A 21,018-nucleotide genomic window follows, 5' to 3' on the forward strand; every position below is an offset into this window, starting at 1 on the left:
GCTCTACCCCGATATGAGGCAAAAAGCCGACCGGGTCGAATATTTCCGTATCTAGGGTTTTATGCTGGACATCTCCCCGGAACATTCGCGAAACCTGTCTAGGACACCCTGATGCCCAGAGAGAGGTGATCGGAAATGATGTTCCGGCTACGGGTGTCCCTTCCCGACCGGCCCGGAGCCCTGGGCCAGGTCGCCCGGGTGCTCGGCACGTTGGGGGCGGACATCCTGCAGGTGACGGTCCTGGAGCGTGAGGGCGGCCGGGCGGTGGACGACTTCACCGTCTCCTGGCCCGGCGTCACCGACACCGGGAGCATCGGGGACCGCCTCTCCGCCGTCCCCGGCCTGAACGTGGAGGCCGCCTGGCCCACCCGCGAGATCCCCGGCTGCACACCCGACTACGACCTGCTGCGGCACGTGGCCGCGGATCCGGGGCGCGCCTTCGTCACGCTGGTGGACGCCGCCCCCGGCCTGGTCGGCGCGGGGTGGGCCGTCACCGTGCGCTCCGGCACCGGGGAGGTCGTGCACCGCAGCTGGCAGGCCCCGGAGACGCTGGAGGGTCCGGTGGACGCCGCGACATGGGGAGGGGCCGAGGGGACGGCCTGGACCGCCCCGCCGCGCCCCGCCGTCCTCTGCTCCGGCGGCCACCACCTGATGAGCCTGCCGATCCCCGGCGCCGACCTGCACCTGGTCCTCGCCCGCGACGCCGCCTTCCACCGGGCCGAACTGGACCGCGTCGTCCGCGTCGTCGAGATCGTCGCCATCGTCGGCCGCTGACGGGAGGCCGCCGGGCCGGGCGGACGCGACGCCCGGTGGGCGCGACGCCCGGTGGCCACGGCGCCCGGTGGCCGCGCGGACGGCCGCCCGCGTACGGTCCCCGCCGCCGATCAGCGCTGCGGCGGGTCGATGCGGGAACCGTCCGTCGCGAAGAGCATCAGCCGCGTGGTGTCCACGCCCACCCGGGCGGGGTCACCGGCGCGCCAGACGGGACGCGCGCCCAGCCGGACGATCAGGTCGGCCCGGCGGTGGCTGCCGCCGCCGGCCTCCTGCTCCACCTCGTCGGGCTCCGGCTCGCCGGCCAGGCCGGGCAGCAGCCGCCGGATGACCGCGCGGGCCCGGTCGCCCGGCGTGGCCGCCGCGAGGTCGCGGGCCTTGTGCCGGGGGTCCGGCGGCTCGGGGACCGCCACGGAGGGGATGCCGCTCTCGACGTAGGCCAGCCACTCGTGACCGTGGTACTCCAGGGCCCGGACCCGGCCGAGGAACGTGGGGCCCTCGAAGCTCTCGGAGACCGGCGCCAGACAGTCGGGGCGCAGCCCGACGATGATCTGGTGACCGACATGCTGCGAGATGGCGTAGGAACGGGGATCGTTCCACGGGATCATGATCTGGTGCACCCCGAAGTCCAGCAGGACGTACTGGTTCTGCGGGGCGCGCACGGTCGCCGAGAGGAGGTTGAGCTGCTGGGAGCTGAGGAAGGCCGCGGTGAAGGCGGTCGCCGGGTCGTTGTAGACCTGGGCCGGGGTGCCGACGTCCTGCAGCACGCCGCGGTTCATGATGGCGATCCGGTCGGCGAGGGTCAGCGCCTCCACCTGGTCGTGCGTCACGTAGATCGTGGTCACGCCCAGCGAGCGGACCAGCGAGGAGATCTCCATCCGCAGCTCGGTCCGCATGCCCGCGTCGAGGTTGGACAGGGGCTCGTCCATGAGGAACAGCGACGGCTGGCGCACGATCGCGCGGCCCATGGCGACGCGCTGGCGCTGGCCGCCGGAGAGCGTCCCGGGGCGGCGTTCGAGCGTCTCGGAGATGTGCAGCGCCTTGGACAGCTCGGTCACCCGATCCCTGACCATCCCGGGATCGGCCTTGGCGATCTCCAGGGGGAAGGCCATGTTGCCGCGCACCGTGCGGTGCGGGTAGAGGGCGCCGTTCTGGAACACCATGGCGACATCGCGGTCGCGCGGCGCCAGCTCGTTGGCGTGCTCCCCGCCCAGCCACAGGTCACCGGAGGTGATCTCCTCCAGGCCCGCGACCATCCGCAGCAGGGTGGACTTGCCGCACCCGGAGGGGCCGAGCAGGACGAGGAACTCCCCGTTCTCCGCCCGCAGGTTCATTCGGTCGACCGCGAGATACCCGCCAGGGTAGATCTTGCTCACATTGTCGAGGACGACGGTACTCATGCGCGCTCGTTCCTCCCGGACGGCGTAGCCCGGATCCAGCCATTGTGATCGATGAGGTAGTACATCGTGCGGCTTACCTATGTGTCCATAGACAAGGTGAGAAGAGGCACATCTGTTAGTTACTTCAAATTTCCCTGACGGAAAGTTGCGTTACAAGTGGGTTATCGGAGAAAGGGGAGATCGTTGGTACCCCCGGCGCGTCCGGTGGACGGTGAGGAGACGGGCGGCCGGGCACCCGGGTTGCGCCCACTCCGGCGGCATGGTGGGGTACCTCCAATGGAGGGTGAACTCAACCGGACCTCCCGGTCCCGCCCTGACGGCGCGGGCGTCCGGCTGGCCGACGTCGCCGCGCAGGCGGGGGTCAGCGAGGCGACGGTCAGCAGGGTGCTGAACGGCAAGCCCGGCGTGTCGCAGACCACCCGGCAGGCCGTGCTGACCGCGCTCGACCTGATGGGCTACGAGCGGCCGCAGCGGCTGCGCCAGCGCAGCAACGGCCTGGTCGGCCTGGTCACCCCGGAGCTGGACAACCCGATCTTCCCGGTGTTCGCCCAGGCGATCGAGAAGGCGCTGACCCAGCACGGCTACACCCCGGTGCTGTGCACCCAGCTCCCCGGCGGCGTGCCCGAGGACGAGTTCACCGAACTGCTCGTCGACAGGGGGGTGGACGGCATCATCTTCGTCTCCGGGCTGCACGCCGACACCACCGCCCGGATGGACCGCTACAGCCGCCTGCGCGAGCGCGGCCTGCCGATCGTCCTCCTGGACGGCTACAGCGACCGGATCGACGCGCCGTTCATCTCGCCGGATGATCGTGCGGCGGCGCGGTTGGCGGTGCAGCATCTGGTGGATCTGGGGCATGAGCGGATCGGGTTGGCGGTGGGGCCGGGTCGGTTCGTGCCGGTGATCCGGAAGATCGAGGGGTTCCGGCAGGCGATGGCGCAGTTGCTGGGGGTGTCGGATGCCGATGAGTTGATCTCGCATTCGTTGTTCTCGGTGGAGGGGGGTCAGGCGGCGGCGGCGCAGTTGCTGGAGCGGGGGTGTACGGGGATCGTGTGCGCGTCGGATCTGATGGCGTTGGGGGCGATCCGGGCGTGCCGGGATCGGGGGTTGTCGGTGCCGGGGGAGGTGTCGGTGGTGGGGTACGACGACTCGCCGTTGATCGCGTTCACCGACCCGCCGCTGACCACCGTGCGCAAACCCATCGGCGCCATGGCCTCGGCCGCCGTGGCGACCCTGCTGGAGGAGATCAACGGCACCCGCGGCCGGCACATCGAGCTGATGTTCCAGGCCGAGCTGGTCGTGCGCGGCTCGACCGGCTCGGGCCCCCTGGTCAACCGCTGACCGCGACGTACGGCGGGCCCGGCCTTACGGCGCGGGCCTGCCCGCGGGGACGTCCCCCGGCGGACGGCCGTGCCCCGAGCCCGGCGGGCCGTGCCGCGCGGACACCCCCGACGGGGAGCCGGGCGGCGGATGGGATCATCGGACGGTGAACTATGACGTCGTCGTGATCGGCGGTACCGGTGTCGACACCACCGCCTACGTCCCTCAGCTCCCCCTGCCCTACGCCGACACCTACGCCGTCCCCCCGGTGATCGACCGGATCGGCAACACCGGCAGCGGTGTCGCGCTCGGCTGTCACGCCCTCGGCCTGAGGGTCAAGCTGTTCGACCTGATCGGCGACGACCCGCAGGGAAGACTCATCCGCGACCACCTGGCCGGCGCGGGGGTGGAGTTCGGCTGGGAGCTCGCCCCCCAGGGCACCCGGCGCAGCGTCCTGCTGGTCGGCCCCGACGGGCGGCGGCTCTCGCTGTTCGACCCGCGCCAGGTCCCCGGCGAACGGCTGCCCCGCGAGCTGTACCTGCCCGCGGTGCGCGCGGCCCGGCACGTCCACGTCTCGATCGTGGACTTCGCGCGGCACGTCTACCCCGACCTGGAGGGCGCGCGGATCTCCACCGACCTGCACGACTGGGACGGCGAGAACGACCACCACCGCGACTTCGCCTACTCCTCGGATCTGGTGTTCCTGTCGGAGGCGGCGCTGGGCTCCCGCCGGGACGAGGTCATGCGCGACATCCTCGCCCGGGGCCGCGCCACCACGGTGATCTGCACGGCCGGCGCCGAGGGCTGCCACGTCCTCGACGAGCGGGGCCTCCGGCACGTCCCCGCCGCCCCGCTGCCCGGCCCGGTGGCCGACAGCAACGGCGCCGGCGACGCGTTCGTCTCCGGCGTGCTGTACGGCCTGCTGTCCGGCCGTCCCCTGGACGAGGCGGTCCGGCTGGGCACCCTGGCCGGCGCGCACGCCTGTACGGTGGCCGGCACCCACGAGAGCCCCATCGACGAGGCGGCCCTCCTGTCCCGCGCCGCCTGACCCTCCTGTCCCGCGCCGCCTGACCCGCCGGACCGTGCCGCCTGGCCCGCCGGACCTGCCGCCCGAAGCCGCCGGCGCACCGGGGGACGGCGGCTCCCGGAGAACGGCGGCGGGCCCCGGATCACCGATCCGGGGCCCGCGCACCCGCCCGCGCGAGGCGGGCGGGCCGGTCAGATCCTGCCCAGCAGCTCCGCCGCCCGCTTCCGGTACGTGGCGACGTTGCCCAGCTTGACGTCCTCGTAGCCGCGGATCACGTCCGGCAGCTCGGCCAGCTCGCGGACCAGGCCGAGGTTGTCCGGGCGCAGCCGGGCCAGGGCGCGGTGCACGTCGCGGGTGTACTCGTCCACCAGCTCCCGCTCGACCCTGCGCACCCCGGCCAGGCCGAACGGGTCGAACGTGGTGCCGCGCAGCCCGCGCATGCCGTACAGCGCGCGGAAGGCCGGGTCGAACCAGGAGCCGAGGCGGATCTTGCGCTTCATGCCCAGGGCCCGCAGGAACGGCGGGTGCAGGTTGTAGGAGATCTTCGCGCCGGGGCCGAACTCCGCGGCGATCCTGGCCCGCTCCGCCGGGTCGAGGTGGAGCCGGGCCACCTCGTACTCGTCCTTGTAGGACATCAGGCGGTGCAGGTGACGGGCGTAGGCCTCGGTGACGGGGAAGGACCCCGTCCCCTCGCCGGCCTTCACGCCCGTGACCTCGCCCACCTCATCGCCCGCCGTCCGGTCCATGGCGGCCCGCTCCCTGTTCAGGACCGCGCGGACCGACTCGGCGTAGCGGGTGGCGTAGCGGGGGTTCTGGTAGGCGGCCAGGTCGGGCACCCGTACCGACAGCAGGCGGTGCAGCTCGGTGCCGGGGGCGGCGACCGAGTCCACGAGCCGGGAGATCTCCGGGCTCGGCGGCTGCTCGGCCGGGACGTCCGGGCGGGCGGCCCGCGCCACCGCCTCGGGGTCGGCGACGACGGCGCGGCCCCAGTGGAAGGCGGCGACCGTCCTGTCGGCGCTCTTGCCGCCGCCGAGCCGGATGGCCCGCTCGATCGCCTCCAGGCTCAGCGGGATGAGCCCGCGCTGCCAGGCCGCGCCGACCACGATCGTGTTGGCCGGCATGTGGTCACCGAACAGCGCCTGCGCGACCTCCTCGGCGTCGAGGTAGACGTTCAGCTCGCGCAGGGTCCGCGCCTCCAGCGCGCCGATCGGCGAGGCGACGTCGGTGACGTGCCGCGACGGGTCCACGACCATCGATCCGGTGGGCGCCAGGCTGGTGGAGACCACGGCCACGGTCCGCTCGCGGCCGGCGGCCTTGAGGTTCTTCGGGTCGGTGGCGCCGAGCAGGTCGAGCGCGAGGTAGGCGTCCACCCCGGCCGTGCCCGCCTGGCCGGTCCGGTCGTCGTCGCCCTCGTAGATCAGGATGTCGGAGACGACGGTGCCGCCCTTCTGGGCCAGGCCGGTCTGGTCGAGCCCGCGCGAGCGCTTGCCGTCGAACATCGCGGCACGGCCGATGATCTGCGCCACCGACAGCACGCCGGTGCCGCCGATGCCGACCAGCCGGACGGTGGTCTCCCCGGTGCGGAACTCCGGCGCCGGCATCGCCGGAGGGACGGGCACGGCCACGCGCCTCCCGCCGGACCCGCCGGGCACGACGGTCACGAAGGACGGGCAGTCGCCCTCGACGCAGGAGTAGTCCTTGTTGCAGGACGACTGGTGGATCTCGGTCTTGCGGCCGAACTCGGTCTCCACCGGCAGCACCGACAGGCACTCGGACTTCTTGCCGCAGTCGCCGCAGCCCTCGCACACCCGCTGGTTGATCGCCACCCGGCGGACCGGATCGGGCAGGTCGCCCTTCTTGCGCAGCCGCCGCTTCTCGGCGGCGCACTGCTGGTCGTGGATCAGCACGGTCACGCCGGGGACCGCGGACAGCTCCCGCTGGGCGTCCTCCAGCGCGGCGCGGTCGCGCACCTCGGCGATCCGGGCGAGCCTGACGCCCCGGTAGCGTCCGGGCTCGTCGGTGGTGACGATCACCCGGCGCACGCCCTCGATCTCCAGCCAGCGGGTCAGGTCGGCCACGGCCAGGGACGGGGTGATCACCTGGCCGCCGGTCATCGCGATCGCGCTGTTGTAGAGCAGCTTGTAGGTGATGTTGACGCCCGCGCCGACGGCCGCGCGGATGGCGAGCGAACCGGAGTGGTGGAAGGTGCCGTCGCCGAGGTTCTGGAAGATGTGCGGGGTGTCGGTGAACGGCGCCTGGCCGATCCACTGGGTGCCCTCGCCGCCCATCTGGGTCAGGCCGGTGAGCGTGCCCTTGCCCTCGCGGTTGATCACCACCATCGTGTGGCAGCCGATGCCCGCGCCGACCGGCGCGCCGTCGGGGACGGCGGTGGAGCGGTTGTGCGGGCAGCCGGAGCAGAAGAACGGCGTGCGCTGCGGGCCGAGCAGCTTCAGCGGCGCCGGCCGGGAGATCACCGCCAGACCCCGGTCGATCCGCTCGCGCACCTCGGGGCCGAGCCGCCCGGCCGCCGCGCCGGCCTCGGCGCCGCGGCGCAGCCGGAAGGCGACCGCCTTGGCGGCCAGCTCGGCGTCCACCGCCCCGGCCTGCGGGATGAGCACGGCGCCGTTGTCGTCGAGCTTGCCGAGGACGCGCGGGGCGTCGGCGGTGCCGTACAGGATCTCCTTGATCTGGCCCTCCAGCAGCGGGGCCTTCTCCTCCACGACGAGGATCTCGGTCAGGCCCCGGGCGAAGGTCCGCACGATCTCCGGCTCCAGCGGCCAGATCATGCCGACCTTCAGCAGGCGCACGCCGAGGTCGGCCGGGTCCACGCCGAGCCTGCGGAACGCCTGGCGCACGTCGTGGTAGGCGGTGCCGGAGGCGGCGATGCCGAGCCAGGCGCCGTCGGGGTCGGCGGTGATCCGGTTGAGGCCGTTCTCCCTGGCGTAGGCGCGGGCCAGCGCCAGGCGCGGCCCGACCAGGGTCTTCTCCATCTCCAGCGACCACGGGGTGAGCAGCGTCGCGTCGGGGACGTGCCGGTACGGCCTGCCCTCGTGCTCCACGACCGGCATGACCGGGACGATGCGGTCCAGGCCGGTCTCGACCGTGCCGGTGGCGTCCACCACGTTGGAGACGGCCTTGACGGCCACCCACAGGCCGCTGGCGCGGGAGGCGGCGACGGCGTGCCGGCCCAGGTCGAGCAGCTCCTGCACGGTGCCGGGGTGGACGACGGGCATGCCCATCGCGGCGAGCGCGGTCTCGGTGGCCGACGGCAGCGTGGAGGACTTGCAGCCCGGGTCGTCGCCGCAGAAGGCGATCAGGCCGCCGTCGGGGTGGGCGCCGACGAAGTTGCCGTGCCGCAGGGAGTCGGCCGCGCGGTCGACGCCGGGGGCCTTGCCGTACCAGACGCCCAGGACGCCGGTCCTGCGCGGCCGGGGGAGGGAGGGCACGAGCTGGCTGCCCCAGGCGGCGGTGGCGCCGAGCTCCTCGTTCTGGCCGGGCCGGTGCACGACGCCGAGCTCCTCGGCGAGCCGGCGGGAGCGGATGAGCTCCTGGTCGAAGCCGCCGAGCGGAGAGCCGGGGTATCCCGACACCATCGCGCCGGTGTCGAGGCCGGCGGCGCGGTCGGCGCGCATCTGGTCGAGGATCACCCGAACCAGGGCCTGCGTGCCGGTCATGAACTCCCGAACCTCGCCGCGGGGGTGCCCGTCGCCGGGAGTCGCCTCTCGGGAGTCGGCGAAGATCGTCATGCTTCCGTCCCATCTTCAGTGGCTGAGGGTGCGGCAAGGCTATGCCAGGGTACGGCGCACGCGATGTCAAGATTTATGCCGGATTGCTAGTCGGTTAACATTTGTTGCCATGGATGTCACCGATCGCGCAATTCTCAGCCTCCTCCAGCGGGAGGGGCGGCTCAGCAACCAGGAGCTGGCCGAGCGGGTCCGGCTGACCCCCTCGCCGTGCCTGCGCCGGGTCCGCAACCTGGAGGAGTCGGGAGTGATCAGCGGCTACCGCGCCGTCCTCGACCCGGCGGCCGTCGGGCGAGGCTTCCAGGTCCTGGCCTACGTGGAGCTGGAGGGCCAGGACGCCGAGACCGTCACGGCATTCGAGGCCGCCGTCATGGAGATCGAGGACGTGGTGGAGTGCCTGCGCATGTTCGGCCGCCCGGACTACGTGCTGCGCGTCGCCGTGCCGGACATGGACGCCTACAGCCAGCTCTGCCTGGAGCGGCTGGGCCGTCTGCCCGGCCTGGACAAGCTCACCTCGCAGATCGCGATGAAGGCCCTCAAACCGGGTGGCGTTCTCCCGCTGTGAGGGGGGTCCGCAGCGCGATCATGGCGATGTCGTCGTCCCCGTCGGCCACCAGCCGGGCCAGCAGCTCGTCGCAGAAGACGTCCAGCGGCTCGCCGGCGAGCGACATGGCGTGGTCCCGCAGCCGGTTCAGCCCGATCCCGAGGTCCTCGCCGCGGCGCTCGACCAGGCCGTCGGTGTAGAGCAGGAGCGTGGAGCCCGGGGGCAGCGGCTCGGTGGCGCCACGGCGCGGCAGGTCCTTCGTGATGCCCAGCAGCGGGCTGCGCGGCTCGTCGAGGAACCGCCCGCGGCCGTCGGGGGTGACCAGCAGCGGCGGCGGATGACCGGCGATCGAGTAGTTCAGCCGCCACCGGTCGTTCTCCGTCCGCTCGGCGCGGGCCAGCACGCAGGTGGCCGTCTGGTCCTCGCACAGCAGCTCCATCGCCTTGTCCAGCCGCCGCAGGATCTCCTCCGGCGGCTCCTCGCGGTCCACGGCCAGCCCCCTGAGCATGGTGCGGATCTGGCCCATGGTCACGGCCGCGGGCAGGTCGTGGCCGGCGACGTCCCCGATCGTCAGCACGGGGGTGCCGTCGTGCAGCAGGAAGCAGTCGTACCAGTCGCCGCCGACCGCCGCGGCCGCCGGGCTCGGCCGGTAGCGGGCCACGATCCGCAGGCCGGGGACGAACGGCGGCTCGGCCAGCAGGCTGCGCTGCAGGGCCAGCGCCACCCGCTGGGTGCGCTGGAACTCCATGGCGCCGCTGAGCGCGTCGTGCGCGTGGTCGAGCATCTGGCTGATCAGGGTGACGTCGGCCTCGCTGATCGCCGGGCGGTCCCCGCAGGTGGCGGTGGTCACCAGCGCCGCCACGAACCCGTCGACGATGACCGGGACGAGCGCCACGCTGGTGGCCCCGGCGGTGACCAGCCATCTGCTGGTGCCCGGCGCCAGCCGCAGGTCCGGCGGGGGCGCCCCGCGGGGGAACTCGCGGCGCACGACGTGGCGGCGGCGCACCGCCCGCACCAGCGCGCTCTCCGGGCCCAGCGTCACCTCGTACCCGGTCGGCAGACCGGGCAGGCCCGGCCGTACGGAGCCGGCGACGTGCCGGAAGACGAGCGGTGGGCCCACCGGCCGGTCCGGTGACTCCGGCAGCAGGTAGATGCCGCACGCGTCGGCCAGTTCCGGCACGATCACGTGCGCCAGCGCCGAGAGCATCTCCTCCAGGCGCGTGATGTCCGCGGTTGCGGCCGAGGCGCGGCCCAGCAGCTCGCGGTACCGCTCCTGCTGCCACTGCTGCTCGATGTCGGCGCAGGTGCCGACCCACTCGACCACGCGGTCGTCCTCGTGCACCGGCACGGCCCGCGCGCTGAAGTGCCGGTAGCTCCCGTCGGCCAGCCGGATCCGGTGGACGTGCTCCCACAGCGGGAGCACCTCCCCGATCGCCTTGGCCCACGACTCGGCGGTCTCGTCCCGGTCGTCGGGGTGGACGACGTCGAGCCACCCGTCGCCGTGGAACTCCTCCCACGACTGCCCGGTCACCTTCTGCCACCCCGGGCTCGGCTCGATGACGCGGCCGTCGGCCCCGGTCACCCAGAGCATCTGGGTGCCGACCCGCCCCAGGTTGCGGTAGCGCCGCAGCAGGCGGCGCCGCTCCTCCGACAGGGCGTCGATCCACCGCGAGGCGACGATCTGCTCGGTCACCTCCACGGACACCTGCAGCACCCCGCGCTCGCCGTCGGCGAGGTCGATCTCCGACATGCTGAAGTTGAAGAAACGCTCCTGCGGACCGGTGCCGGCGAAGGACATGGTGGCCCGGCCCTCGGTGATGTTCACCTGCTGCCCGTTCAGTATGACCCGGTCCAGCATCGCGATGTAGGAGTCACGCTCGGCCAGGTCAGCGAAGGCCTCATGTGCGGGCACGTTCAGCGGGCGGTCGCCGAAGGCCGCCCGGAAGGCGGCGTTGGTGTACACCAGGCGATGGTCCGGGCCCCTGCTGACCGCCACCCCGACCGGGGCCGGGTCGAAGAGTTCCAGGGCCAGACCGCTGCAGAGGTCGATCCGGGCGTCCTTCATTCCGCGCTCTCCCGGCGGGGGCGCCCGAGTACCCCCGTCGCATGCCCGCAATTTCCCTTTTTGTCGCGTACGCGCATAGACCAATCATCTATCCACGCAGGTCAGGGCGGGGGAAAGGGCGGGTATGGTGCGCCTTGCCTGTCCGGAACATCCCCCATGGCCGGGCCCGCCCGTGATGAACTGTCCTCCGCGGGGCCGGCGTCGCGGGACCGGGCCGCGAGGGCACGCACAGGCAGCGGGAGGGAGCCGTCACCACCATGTCGCCGTGGACGCGGGGCGGGCCGGCCGCGGGCGCGGGCGTCCTGATGTCGCTGCTCATCGCGGGGCACGGGCTGCTGCCCAACTGGCGGGGACTGGGCAACGTCGTCGACAGCGCCCTGCCCTGGTTCGGCCTGGCGGCGCCGCTCCTCGTCCTGACCGCGCTCGCCCGCCGGTCGTGGGCCGCGCTGGCCGGGGCCCTGGCCGTGACCGTGACCTGGGCGGCGGCCTTCGGGTCCGCCTTCCTCCGCGACCCCGCCGCCGGGCCGCGCGACCTGCGGGTGGTCCACCAGAACGTCGACTACTTCAACCCCGCCCTGCCCCGCACCGCCGCCGCCCTGCGGGACACCGGCGCGGACGTCCTCGTGGTCGCCGAGCTGCGCGACGACCCCGTGCAGCGCGACGGGACGGTCGACCCCGGCTTCGCCCGGCTGATCGACCCCGTCCTGCCCCACCGCTTCCCCGACAACCCCGGCGTGGCCGTGTGGAGCAGATACCCCTTCTACGGCCGGCCGCAGCCCGTACCCGGCGTGGTGCGCTCCCGGCACGCCGTCCTGCGCACGCCGTGGGGCGACGTGAGCCTCTACGCCGTCCACATCACCTCCTTCCGCCCGGAGCCGTCCGTCATCGCCCGCCGCAACGCGGAGATGGCGGCGCTGGCCCGCGCGGTCGCGGCCGACCCCGGCCCCCGGGTCATCGTCGCCGGGGACCTCAACACGGCCTCGACCGACCGCGCGCTGAGCCCGCTCGCCGCGACCGTCACGTCCGTGGCCGAGAAGGCGGGCACCGGCCTGCAGCTCACCTGGCCCGCGGCGCTGCCGCTGGTCCGCCTGGACCACGTGCTCACCCGGGGCTTCACGGCCGTCGGCAGCCGGGTGCTGCCGCCGACGGGCGGCGACCACCGCGCGATCCTGGCCGACCTGCGCTTCACCCGGTCCGCGTCGCCCTCCCCCTGACCGCGTCTTTCCACGTTCGGTGCGGTGATCCCGGGTAACCGGGGTAGGCGGCATGTGGACAGAGGGAGAGAACATGGGTGACGACCGGCCGGTTCCCGAGCTGATGGGCGAGAACGACGTCGTGGACCTGCTGCTGCGGCAGCACTCCATGATCAGGGACATGTTCGACGAGGTGGAGAAGGCGCCGGCCGACAAGCGGGCCGAGGCGTTCCGCTCGCTGGTGCGGCTGCTGGCCGTGCACGAGACGGCGGAGGAGGAGATCGTCCACCCCTACGCCCGCCACAAGCTCGACGACGGCGACGCCGTGGTGGACGACCGCCTGAAGGAGGAGAACGAGGCCAAGCAGCTCCTCACGCGGATGGAGGAGGCGGGCGTGGAGGACCCGCGGTTCCTCGCCGACCTCACGCTGCTGCGCGGGGCCGTGCTCGCCCACGCCGAGAACGAGGAGCGCCACGAGTTCACCGCGCTGCGCGCCCGCACCAGCGAGGCCGAGCGGCGGGCGATGGCGGCCGGGGTGAAGGCCGCCGAGGCGATGGCGCCCACCCACCCGCACGCGGGGGTGGAGTCGGCGACGAAGAACCTGCTGGTGGGCACCCCTTTGGCGATCATGGACCGGGTCCGCGACGTGATCCGCGACGCCATGGGCGGGAAGGACTGATCCGGCGGCTCCTCGGGTTCCGAGCCGGCCGCCGTTTCCGGCAGAGCGCGAAACACCCGTTACGGACATCGCCGGCTGGGCACCGCAGAACGGTGAGGGGGAAGAAGCGACACGGGAGGAGAGCGCCGTGAGCGAGGAGACGAACGAGGAAGAGCGCGCCCGGCGGCGCGAGGAGGAGCTGCGCAAGTACCGGGGGACGCCCTTCGACCCCGAACTGCACGACATGGGCGGCGACATCGGCCCGGCCTCGATGGGGGGGACCAGCGCCCGGCCCGCCGGGCGCGACGAGGACGAGGAGCCCCGGCGCGGCCCCGAAGTCCCGCGGGAGACCGGGAGCGTGAACGCCGACCTGGAGTGGAAGTCCTCCGACCACGAGGACCCGAACGGCGGCCTGGGCGGGACCGACGCCGACGACGGCGGCTACCTCCCCGGCGAGGGGACGGGCCGCCCGCCCGGCTGATCCCGGGGGTCCGGAGAGCACTGGGCCGGCCGGTCCAGTGCTCTCCGGGTTCCGGGGCTCCGCCGGGCGGGCGGCCGTACGGCTAGCGGAGCGCGGCCGCCTCGGCGGCGAGCTTCTCGATCCGGGCGTAGTCGCCGGCCGCCAGCGCGTCGGCCGGGGTGAGCCAGGTCCCGCCCACGCACCCGACGTTCGCCAGCGCCAGATACTCCGGCGCGGTCTGGAGCCTGATCCCGCCCGTCGGGCAGAACCGCACCTCGGGCAGCGGCCCGCCCAGCGACTTCAGGTACGGCATGCCGCCGGCGGCCTCGGCCGGGAAGAACTTCATCTCCGTCAGCCCGCGCTCGGCCAGCGCCATGACCTCGGAGGAGGTCGCCGCGCCGGGAAGGAACGGGATGCCGCCCTCCTCCATGGCGTCCAGGAGCCTCGGGGTGCTCCCCGGGCTGACCAGGAACCTGGCGCCGGCCGCCACCGAGGCGGTCACGTCGGCGGGCGTGCGGACGGTGCCCGCCCCGACGACCGCCTCGGGCACCTCGGCGGCGATCCGCGCGACGGCGTCCAGCGCGCAGGCCGTACGGAGGGTCACCTCGATGACGGGCAGGCCGCCCGCCACCAGGGCCCGCGCCAGGGGAACGGCGGTCTCCGGGTCGTCGATCACGACGACCGGGATCACCGGGGCGATGTCCAGCAGGCTCATGCGTACTCCAACTTCGATGGCTTCGACGACTTCGGCGCGGCGGACAGGCGCTGGCCCAGCCAGGCCGCGGCCCCGAGCAGCGCGGGCTGCGGGGAGACGATCAGCGAGGTGGCGATGCCCGCGAGATAGCCGCTCATGGTGGGGGCGGCCTCGAACCGGCGGCGGAAGTCGCTGGCGCGGACCCGCTCCACGATACGCGGCAGCACCCCGCCGCCCAGGTAGACGCCGCCGCGGGCGCCCAGGGTCAGCGCGACGTTCCCGGCGAAGGTGCCGAGCATTCCGCAGAAGACCTCGACGGTCTCCGCGCACAGCGAGTCGTCCATCCGGGCCACGATGTCCGAGGCGGCCAGCCGCGGCGCCTCGACGCCGCGCACCAGCGCGAGGGCGTGGTGCAACCGGGCCAGCCCCGGCCCCGACAGCAGGTGCTCGGCCACCACGTGGCCCATCCCCTCGGCGCGCAGCGCCCGGACGATCTCGTGGTCGCGCTCGTCCAGGACCGGCACGGTGACGTGGCCGCCCTCGCCGGGCACCGGTATCCAGCCCTCGGCCGCGGGCACCAGGCCCGCCACGCCGAGGCCCGTCCCCGGGCCCAGCACGACCTTGACGCCGTGTCCGGGCGCGGGACCGCCCAGGCCGACCAGCTCCGCGGCCGGCAGATGCGGCAGGGACGCGGCCAGCGCCTCGAAGTCGTTGACCAGCTCGACGTGCGGGATGCCGAGGTCGCGGACCGACCCCGCCCACCCGGCGTTGGTGAGCCGGTAGCGGTCGCCCTCGACCGGCCCGGCGATCGCGACGCACGCCGCCTCCGGCCGGGCCCCGTCCGCGTGCTCGGCGAGGTAGGCGGCCACGGCCTCGGGGAGCCCGGCGTGGTCGGCGACGGTGAGCACGGCCACCGAGCCGGGCCCCCGCCCCGGCTCGGTGACCAGGCCGAACCGGGCGTTGGTGCCGCCGACGTCGGCGACGAGCCAGGGAGGTTCACCGGGCGTCCCCCGCGGCGGCCGTGCTCCCGGCCGCGTCGGCGCCGTCGGCGAGGCTCTCGGCGCGGCCGTTCAGCGCGAAGATCCCGGCGCCGCGCTCGGCGGGGCCGGCCGTACGGCGGAACGCGGCGAACAGCTCGCGGCCGGTGCCGACCCACTGGGCGTCGCTGAGCGGGGCGCCCTGCGGCGTGCGGGCGGCCAGCTCCTCGGCGGGCACCAGCAGCTCCAGGGTGCCCGCGGCGGAGTCCAGGCGGATCGGGTCGCCGTCGCGGACCAGCGCGATCGGCCCGCCGTGGGCGGCCTCGGGCGACAGGTGGATGGCGGCCGGGACCTTGCCCGACGCGCCGGACATGCGGCCGTCGGTGACGATCGCCACCCGCTGCCCGCGGTCCAGCAGCACCGCCAGCGGCGGGGTGAGCTTGTGCAGCTCCGGCATGCCGTTCGCGCTGGGACCCTGGTAGCGGATGACCGCGACGAAGTCCTGCCCGTCCAGCTCGCCCGCCTCGAAGGCGCGCAGCAGGTCGAGCTGGTCGTCGAAGACCTTCGCCGGGGCCTCGACGACCAGGTGCTCGGGCCTGACCGCCGAGACCTTGCTGACCGCGCGGCCCAGGTTGCCGTCGAGCATGTGGATGCCGCCGTCGGGGGAGAACGCCTCGCCGACCGGCCGCAGCACGTCGGGGTCGGTGCTGCCCTCGGTGCGCTCCTCCCAGACCAGCTCGCCGTCCTTGAGCGCCGGGGCCGAGCGGTAGTGGTCCAGCCCGTGCCCGGCGACCGTCAGCACGTCGCGGTGCAGCAGCCCGGCGTCCAGCAGCTCGCCGATGAGCACCTGCATGCCGCCGGCGGCCTGGAAGTGGTTCACGTCGGCCTGCCCGTTGGGGTACATGCGGGTCAGCAGCGGCACCGCCTTCGACAGGGCGGCCAGGTCGTCCCAGAGCAGCTCGATGCCGGCCGCCGCGGCGATCGCGACGAGGTGCATGGTGTGGTTGGTCGAGCCGCCGGTGGCCAGCAGCGCCACGCAGGCGTTGACGATCGCCTTCTCGTCGACGACCCGGCCCACGGGGGTGTACTCGGCGCCGTGCGCGGTCAGCGCCACCGCCCGCCGCCCGGCCGCCTCGGTCAGCGCCTGGCGCAGCTCGGTGCGGGGGTTGACGAAGGTCGAGCCCGGCAGGTGCAGGCCCATGACCTCGATCATGACCTGGTTGGAGTTGGCGGTGCCGTAGAAGGTGCAGGTGCCGGGGGAGTGGTACGACCGCGCCTCGGCGTCCAGCAGCTCGTCCTTGCCGACCTTGCCCTCGGCGAACAGCTGCCGGGTGCGCGCCTTGACCTTGTTGGGCAGGCCGGAGCCCATCGGCCCCGCCGGGACGAACACGGTCGGCAGGTGGCCGAAGTGCAGCGCGCCGATCAGCAGGCCCGGCACGATCTTGTCGCAGACGCCCAGCATGAGGGAGGCGTCGAACATGTCGTGGGAGAGCGCGATCGCCGTGGCCATCGCGATGACCTCGCGGCTGTAGAGCGACAGCTCCATTCCCGGGCGGCCCTGGGTGATGCCGTCGCACATGGCGGGCACGCCGCCGGCGAACTGCGCCACGCCGCCCGCCGTACGGACGGCCGCCTTGAGGATCGCCGGGTAGGTCTCGTACGGCTGGTGCGCCGACAGCATGTCGTTGTAGCTCGACACGATCGCCACGCCCGGCTTGACCGAGGCCCGCAGGTCGAGCTTGTCGGCTCCCGGGGCGGCGGCGAAGCCGTGGGCCAGGTTGGCGCAGCCCAGTGTGGAGCGGGCCGGTCCGCGCCGGCGGGCCTCCTCGGCCTCGGCGTCGATCCGCGCCAGGTAGGCGGTACGGCTGGCGCGGCTGCGCTCGATCAGGCGGTCGGTGATCTCCTGGATGACGGGGTTCACCCGGCCTCCTTCGTCGTCGTCGGGTCGGGGGTCGGTGCGGTGGTCGGTGCGGCCGGTCACGGAAGGCTCCTCACGCGGGGCGCCTCGCGGCGGGTGCGGCGGCCGGTCACGCGAGGTCGTCCTCGTACCAGTAGCGACCGCTGCGCAGCACCAGCTCGTGCGCCCCGGCCGGACCGGGGCTGCCCGCCGGGTACGGCTCGGGCGCGGTGCCCTGCGCCTCCCACTCGTGCAGGATCGGGTCGATCCACCGCCAGGCGGCCTCCACCTCGTCACGCCGCATGAACAGCGTCGGGTTGCCGGCGAGGACGTCCATGAGCAGCCGCTCGTAGGCCTCGGGCACCCGGGAGGTGAAGGTCTCGGCGAAGCTGAGGCTGAGCGGGACCGGCTTGAGCGCCACCTCGCCCGCGCCCGGCTCCTTGGCCATCAGGTGCAACCGGATGCCCTCGCTCGGCTGCAGCCGCAGCACCAGCCGGTTGGGCGCGCTGCCCGGGAAGATCGAGTGGGGCACGTCCTTGAACTGCACCACGATCTCCGTGGACCGGTACGGCATGCGCTTGCCGGTGCGCAGGTAGAACGGCACACCCGCCCAGCGCCAGTTCTTCACCTCGGCGCGGATCGCGGCGAAGGTCTCCACCCGGCGGGAGGCCTCGGTGGGCGCGGTGCTGTCGGGCTCGTCGAGGTAGCCGGGCACCCGGACGCCGTCGCACTCGCCCGCCGTGTACTGGCCGCGGACGGTGAACCGTTCGACCTCGCCGCCGACGATCGGCCGCAGCGACTGCAGGACCTTGACCTTCTCGTCGCGGATCGACTCCCGGTCGTTGCGCGACGGGGGCTCCATCGCCACCAGGCACAGCAGCTGCAGCAGGTGGTTCTGCACCATGTCGCGCAGCGCGCCCGCGTGGTCGTAGTAGCCGCGGCGGCCCGGGGTGCCCACGGTCTCGGCGGCGGTGATCTGGACGTGGTCGATCCACAGGGAGTTCCAGATCGGCTCCAGGAACGCGTTGGCGAACCGCAGCACCAGGAGGTTCTGGACCGTCTCCTTGCCCAGGTAGTGGTCGATCCGGTAGATCTGCCGCTCGTCGAAGATCGCGCCGACCTCGTCGTTGATCCGCTGGGCGCTGGCCAGGTCGCGGCCCAGCGGCTTCTCCAGCACCACCCGCGAGACGGGGGTGACCAGGCCGGCCCGGTGCAGCTCGCGGCAGAACGGGCCGAACGTCATGGGCGGGCTGGCGAGGTAGAAGATCCGGTCGCGCTCCTCGTGCCCGGTGAGCAGGTGGGCGGTGCGCGACCAGCCCTCGGTGTCCTGGCCGCCGACGTCGATGGAGACGTGGTGCAGGCGGCCCAGGAAGCGCTGCCAGGTGCCGTGGTCGTCCGCCGGGACGGAGCCGCGCACCTCGGCGTCCACCTTGCCGCGGAAGTCGGCGTCGTCGAGCCCGCCCCGGGACATCGCGATGATGCGGGTCTCGGGGGCCAGACGGCCGTCGCGGTCGCAGTGATACAGCGCGGGCAGGAGCTTCCGCATGGAGAGGTCGCCTGTGCCGCCGAAGACGATCAGGTCGGCGGGCCGCGGGGTCTCGGGCATGAGGACTGCTCCGTAGTGATCTACCGGATTAGGGGATGGATCGGACAGTAGCCACATCTTGCGCTTCACACAAGCGGAGTTTTGTAATTTGAGATGAGAAAGCTTGGAGTTTCCGTTTCATAACTCCGTGTGGTTCACTTGACCGATGCCTCGTCGTCCCGCTGCCGCCCTCGCCACCAGCGGTGAGGTGCTCCGCCTCATCCGCGCTGGTGAAGCCGTCACGCGCGCCGACATCGGCCGGGTCACCGGCCTGTCGCGACCGGCCGTCTCACTGCGCGTCACCGAGCTGCTGGACCACGGGCTCGTCGTGGAGGACAGCGAGGGGCCCTCCACCGGCGGCCGCCCGCCCACCCGGCTCGTCTTCAACGCCGCGGGCGGCGTCGTCCTCGTCGCCTCCCTGGGCGCCAGCCGCGCGCAGATCGCCGTCTGCGACCTCGCCGGGAAGCGGCTGGACGGCGTGAGCCTCGCCGTGGACGTGGAGGAGGGCCCGGACACCGTCCTGCCCCTGGTCATGGACACCTGGGCCGAGCTGCTCGGCGACCGGCCCCTGTCCCAGGTGCGCGGCGTCGGCCTGGGCGTCCCCGCGACGGTCGAGTTCGCGGCCGGCCGTACCGAGAGCGCCCGGATCATGGCGAACTGGACCGGCGTCGCCATCCCGCCGATCATCGCCGAGCGCTTCCCCGTCCCGGTCTTCCTCGACAACGACGTGAACGTCATCGCGATCGGCGAGCACCGCGCGGCCTACGCCGGAGACGCCGACGACCTGCTGTTCATCAAGGTCTCCACCCGGATCGGCGCCGGCGTCATCGCGGGCGGGGAGATCCTGCGCGGGGCGCTGGGCGCGGCCGGGGAGATCGGGCACATCCCGGTCCGCGACGGCGGGGGAGTGCTGTGCCGGTGCGGCAACGTCGACTGCGTCGACTCGGTGGCCAGCGGCACCGCCATCCTGCGCGACCTGCGCGACCGCGGCTACCAGGTGGCGTCACTGACGGACGTGGTCGGCCTGGTCCGCGCCGGGGACGCCGAGACCATGGCGGTCGTCCGCAACGCCGCCCGGATGCTCGGCGAGGTCGTCGCCACCGCGGTCAACCTGCTCAACCCCGCCGTGGTCGTCCTGGGCGGCGACGTCGCCGAGGCGTTCCAGCCCCTGGTGTCGGGCGTGCGGGAGGTCGTCCACCGCCGCTCCACCGCCCTGTCCACCCGCAACCTGCGGATCGAGCGCAGCCGCCTCGGCCCGGGCGCGGGCATCGTCGGCTGCGCCCACATGGTCCTCGACCACATCCTGTCGCCCGAGGCGGTCGACGCCGCTCTCTGACCTTCCGTACGGCCCGCTGTCGCCGTACCGCGGAAAGGCGTCGGCGGCCCCGGGAAGGCCATCCGCCTCCCGAAGCCGCCGCCAGGCGTACGCCGCCTCAGCCCGCCTCCTCCGTGGTCGAGCCGGGCCTCCGTGACTGGCGGCGGACACCGACCACGATGAACGCGATCGCTATCACCGCGAGGATCACGGCGGCGATGATCATCCCCGTGGTGCCGGTCGCGAACCCGAACATACCGAGGACCACGATCGGTATGAGCGCGAACGACGCCAGCCGGATGTAGACCACGTCCCGAGGTGTCGTCGGAACCGTAGGCCGTCCCCGGGGGTCCCGTCCCTCCTGGTTCTCCTCGGTCATTTCTCCCCTCCTCTTGATCAGTCCCACCCTGCTACCCGGGTGTCCGCTGGTCATGTGCTCTCTGGTCGTCGAAGTGCCTCCACCAGTCCTTCGGGGTCGGACACGGTGAGGGTCGCACCGGGGTGGGTCAGCAGACGCCCCGGCACGAGCGCGGGCACCGGCCGGTGGAACAGGACGCACACGCCCTTCTGGGTGCTCGTCCCGAAGGTCACGCCCCGATCGGCCAGCGACAGGTGCGGCCCGATGACCTTCCACGGCGTGTACGGGCCGGTGACGAGGGTGCCCGAGATGTTGGAGAGGGGTGTGCGCAGCCGCCAGGGGCCGAAGCGCACCCACAGATCGCCGGCGTGGACGACGACGAACGCCCGCTCGGGGGTGACGCCCATCAGCCTCAGCGGCGTCAGCCACGTCGACTCGAAGGCGAAGTCGAAGCGCGGCACAGGTCAGCGCTCCCAGGGCGGCGTGTCGCCCATCTTCGCGTAGTACCTGGCCAGGTGGGACTTGACCCGGTCCACCTCGTCCCGGGGGATCTTCACCCCGCCCCGCGCCCCCTGCATGACCGCCCCGGCCGCCATCACGGCGCGCGGCACGACCTTCAGGTCGCCGCCGATCACGTCGGCGACCGGCAGCTTGTAGCTCTCGAAGTTCTCCGGCTCCTCGCCGTCGTACCAGACGTGCGCCTCCCGGTACTTCGCGTTCGGCTTCTCCTCGGCGCCCGCCCACTCACGGACCCGCTTCTCGGCCGCGTCCGCGTCCCAGTCCCTGTCCCGGTCGGCGAGCGGCAGATCATGAAATCGCGTCACGGTCATCGTCTCTCCCTCCTCCAGCCGGTTCCCTACCCGATCGCTCGCCGACATGCCTAAAACGGACATATTTAGTGCTTTGCCGGGGAGTGGTGTTCGTATGAATGATCACGCAGCACCCGAGGAAGCAGCAGAGGACGGCGGCCCCGTGGAGGAGAGCCGCGATCCCGCCGGGAAACGCCACGGC

Annotated in this window: 17 protein-coding genes and 1 pseudogene; 8 read left to right on the forward strand and 10 right to left on the reverse strand. The window is 73.2% G+C overall.

Annotation, left to right across the window (positions count from 1 at the left end; genetic code table 11):
- Positions 1–135: 135 nt before the first annotated feature.
- Positions 136–774, forward strand: coding sequence for an ACT domain-containing protein (locus ACQP10_RS14085; protein ID WP_346020043.1), 639 nt, complete (start codon positions 136–138; stop codon positions 772–774).
- A 110-nt stretch (positions 775–884) separates the two neighbouring features.
- Here the strand turns inward: ACQP10_RS14085 and ACQP10_RS14090 are convergent, their stop codons facing one another.
- On the reverse strand, positions 885–2,171 hold the full coding sequence (locus ACQP10_RS14090) for an ABC transporter ATP-binding protein (protein ID WP_346020042.1): 1,287 nt from the start codon (positions 2,169–2,171) through the stop codon (positions 885–887).
- A gap of 276 nt (positions 2,172–2,447) precedes the next feature.
- Here ACQP10_RS14090 and ACQP10_RS14095 point away from each other — a divergent pair, with 276 nt between their 5' ends.
- Positions 2,448–3,512 (forward strand): LacI family DNA-binding transcriptional regulator, encoded by a 1,065-nt coding sequence (locus ACQP10_RS14095; protein WP_346020041.1) that lies wholly within the window; start codon positions 2,448–2,450, stop codon positions 3,510–3,512.
- Between the two features lie 145 nt (positions 3,513–3,657).
- Positions 3,658–4,539 carry a PfkB family carbohydrate kinase gene (locus ACQP10_RS14100; RefSeq protein ID WP_179818108.1) on the forward strand — a complete coding sequence of 294 codons (882 nt, stop codon included), beginning with the start codon at positions 3,658–3,660 and terminating at the stop codon, positions 4,537–4,539.
- A gap of 170 nt (positions 4,540–4,709) precedes the next feature.
- On the opposite strand, the gene ACQP10_RS14105 is transcribed toward ACQP10_RS14100, so the two are convergent.
- On the reverse strand, positions 4,710–8,264 hold the full coding sequence (locus ACQP10_RS14105) for an indolepyruvate ferredoxin oxidoreductase family protein (protein WP_433541502.1): 3,555 nt from the start codon (positions 8,262–8,264) through the stop codon (positions 4,710–4,712).
- Positions 8,265–8,373: 109 nt separating this feature from the next.
- Here ACQP10_RS14105 and ACQP10_RS14110 point away from each other — a divergent pair, with 109 nt between their 5' ends.
- Entirely contained in the window at positions 8,374–8,826 is a 453-nt protein-coding gene (locus ACQP10_RS14110; protein WP_179818106.1) for an Lrp/AsnC family transcriptional regulator, read from the forward strand.
- Here ACQP10_RS14110 and ACQP10_RS14115 read toward each other — a convergent pair.
- Entirely contained in the window at positions 8,798–10,870 is a 2,073-nt protein-coding gene (locus tag ACQP10_RS14115) for a SpoIIE family protein phosphatase (protein ID WP_346020039.1), read from the reverse strand. The two genes, ACQP10_RS14110 and ACQP10_RS14115, sit on opposite strands and share 29 nt — an antisense overlap.
- A gap of 257 nt (positions 10,871–11,127) precedes the next feature.
- Between ACQP10_RS14115 and ACQP10_RS14120 the strand changes: the two genes are divergently transcribed.
- From ACQP10_RS14120 to ACQP10_RS14130, 3 genes are all read left to right on the forward strand, one after another.
- Positions 11,128–12,084 (forward strand): endonuclease/exonuclease/phosphatase family protein, encoded by a 957-nt coding sequence (locus ACQP10_RS14120; protein ID WP_433541503.1) that lies wholly within the window; start codon positions 11,128–11,130, stop codon positions 12,082–12,084.
- Between the two features lie 73 nt (positions 12,085–12,157).
- On the forward strand, positions 12,158–12,742 hold the full coding sequence (locus ACQP10_RS14125; RefSeq protein WP_389994917.1) for a hemerythrin domain-containing protein: 585 nt from the start codon (positions 12,158–12,160) through the stop codon (positions 12,740–12,742).
- A 127-nt stretch (positions 12,743–12,869) separates the two neighbouring features.
- The gene (locus ACQP10_RS14130) at positions 12,870–13,202 is read left to right on the forward strand and encodes a hypothetical protein (protein WP_433541504.1); all 333 of its coding nucleotides are present in this window, start codon (positions 12,870–12,872) and stop codon (positions 13,200–13,202) included.
- Between the two features lie 82 nt (positions 13,203–13,284).
- Here the strand turns inward: ACQP10_RS14130 and eda are convergent, their stop codons facing one another.
- The 4 genes and pseudogenes from eda to zwf form a co-directional block, all read right to left on the reverse strand.
- On the reverse strand, positions 13,285–13,896 hold the full coding sequence (eda, locus tag ACQP10_RS14135; protein WP_346020037.1) for a bifunctional 4-hydroxy-2-oxoglutarate aldolase/2-dehydro-3-deoxy-phosphogluconate aldolase: 612 nt from the start codon (positions 13,894–13,896) through the stop codon (positions 13,285–13,287).
- Positions 13,893–14,867 (reverse strand): annotated as a pseudogene (locus ACQP10_RS14140) (glucokinase); the annotation flags it as partial. The gene eda and the pseudogene ACQP10_RS14140, both read right to left, overlap by 4 nt.
- A gap of 4 nt (positions 14,868–14,871) precedes the next feature.
- A complete protein-coding gene (gene edd, locus ACQP10_RS14145) occupies positions 14,872–16,773 on the reverse strand; it encodes a phosphogluconate dehydratase (protein WP_346020921.1) in 1,902 nt (633 codons plus the stop codon).
- A 106-nt stretch (positions 16,774–16,879) separates the two neighbouring features.
- Positions 16,880–18,355 carry a glucose-6-phosphate dehydrogenase gene (zwf, locus tag ACQP10_RS14150; protein ID WP_346020035.1) on the reverse strand — a complete coding sequence of 492 codons (1,476 nt, stop codon included), beginning with the start codon at positions 18,353–18,355 and terminating at the stop codon, positions 16,880–16,882.
- 145 nt (positions 18,356–18,500) lie between these two features.
- On the opposite strand from zwf, the gene ACQP10_RS14155 reads away from it, so the two are divergent.
- On the forward strand, positions 18,501–19,670 hold the full coding sequence (locus ACQP10_RS14155; RefSeq protein ID WP_179818099.1) for an ROK family transcriptional regulator: 1,170 nt from the start codon (positions 18,501–18,503) through the stop codon (positions 19,668–19,670).
- 97 nt (positions 19,671–19,767) lie between these two features.
- Here ACQP10_RS14155 and ACQP10_RS14160 read toward each other — a convergent pair whose 3' ends face one another.
- Genes ACQP10_RS14160 through ACQP10_RS14170 form a run of 3 tightly spaced genes read right to left on the reverse strand, consistent with a single transcriptional unit; the run spans position 19,768 to position 20,837 of the window.
- Positions 19,768–20,028, reverse strand: a complete 261-nt coding sequence (locus ACQP10_RS14160; protein ID WP_346020033.1) for a hypothetical protein — start codon at positions 20,026–20,028, stop codon at positions 19,768–19,770.
- 50 nt (positions 20,029–20,078) lie between these two features.
- Entirely contained in the window at positions 20,079–20,468 is a 390-nt protein-coding gene (locus ACQP10_RS14165) for a hypothetical protein (RefSeq protein WP_346020032.1), read from the reverse strand.
- 3 nt (positions 20,469–20,471) lie between these two features.
- On the reverse strand, positions 20,472–20,837 hold the full coding sequence (locus ACQP10_RS14170; protein ID WP_179818096.1) for a hypothetical protein: 366 nt from the start codon (positions 20,835–20,837) through the stop codon (positions 20,472–20,474).
- Between the last annotated feature and the right edge of the window lie 181 nt (positions 20,838–21,018).

Source organism: Streptosporangium sandarakinum (assembly GCF_050942225.1).
Taxonomy (GTDB): domain Bacteria; phylum Actinomycetota; class Actinomycetes; order Streptosporangiales; family Streptosporangiaceae; genus Streptosporangium; species Streptosporangium nondiastaticum.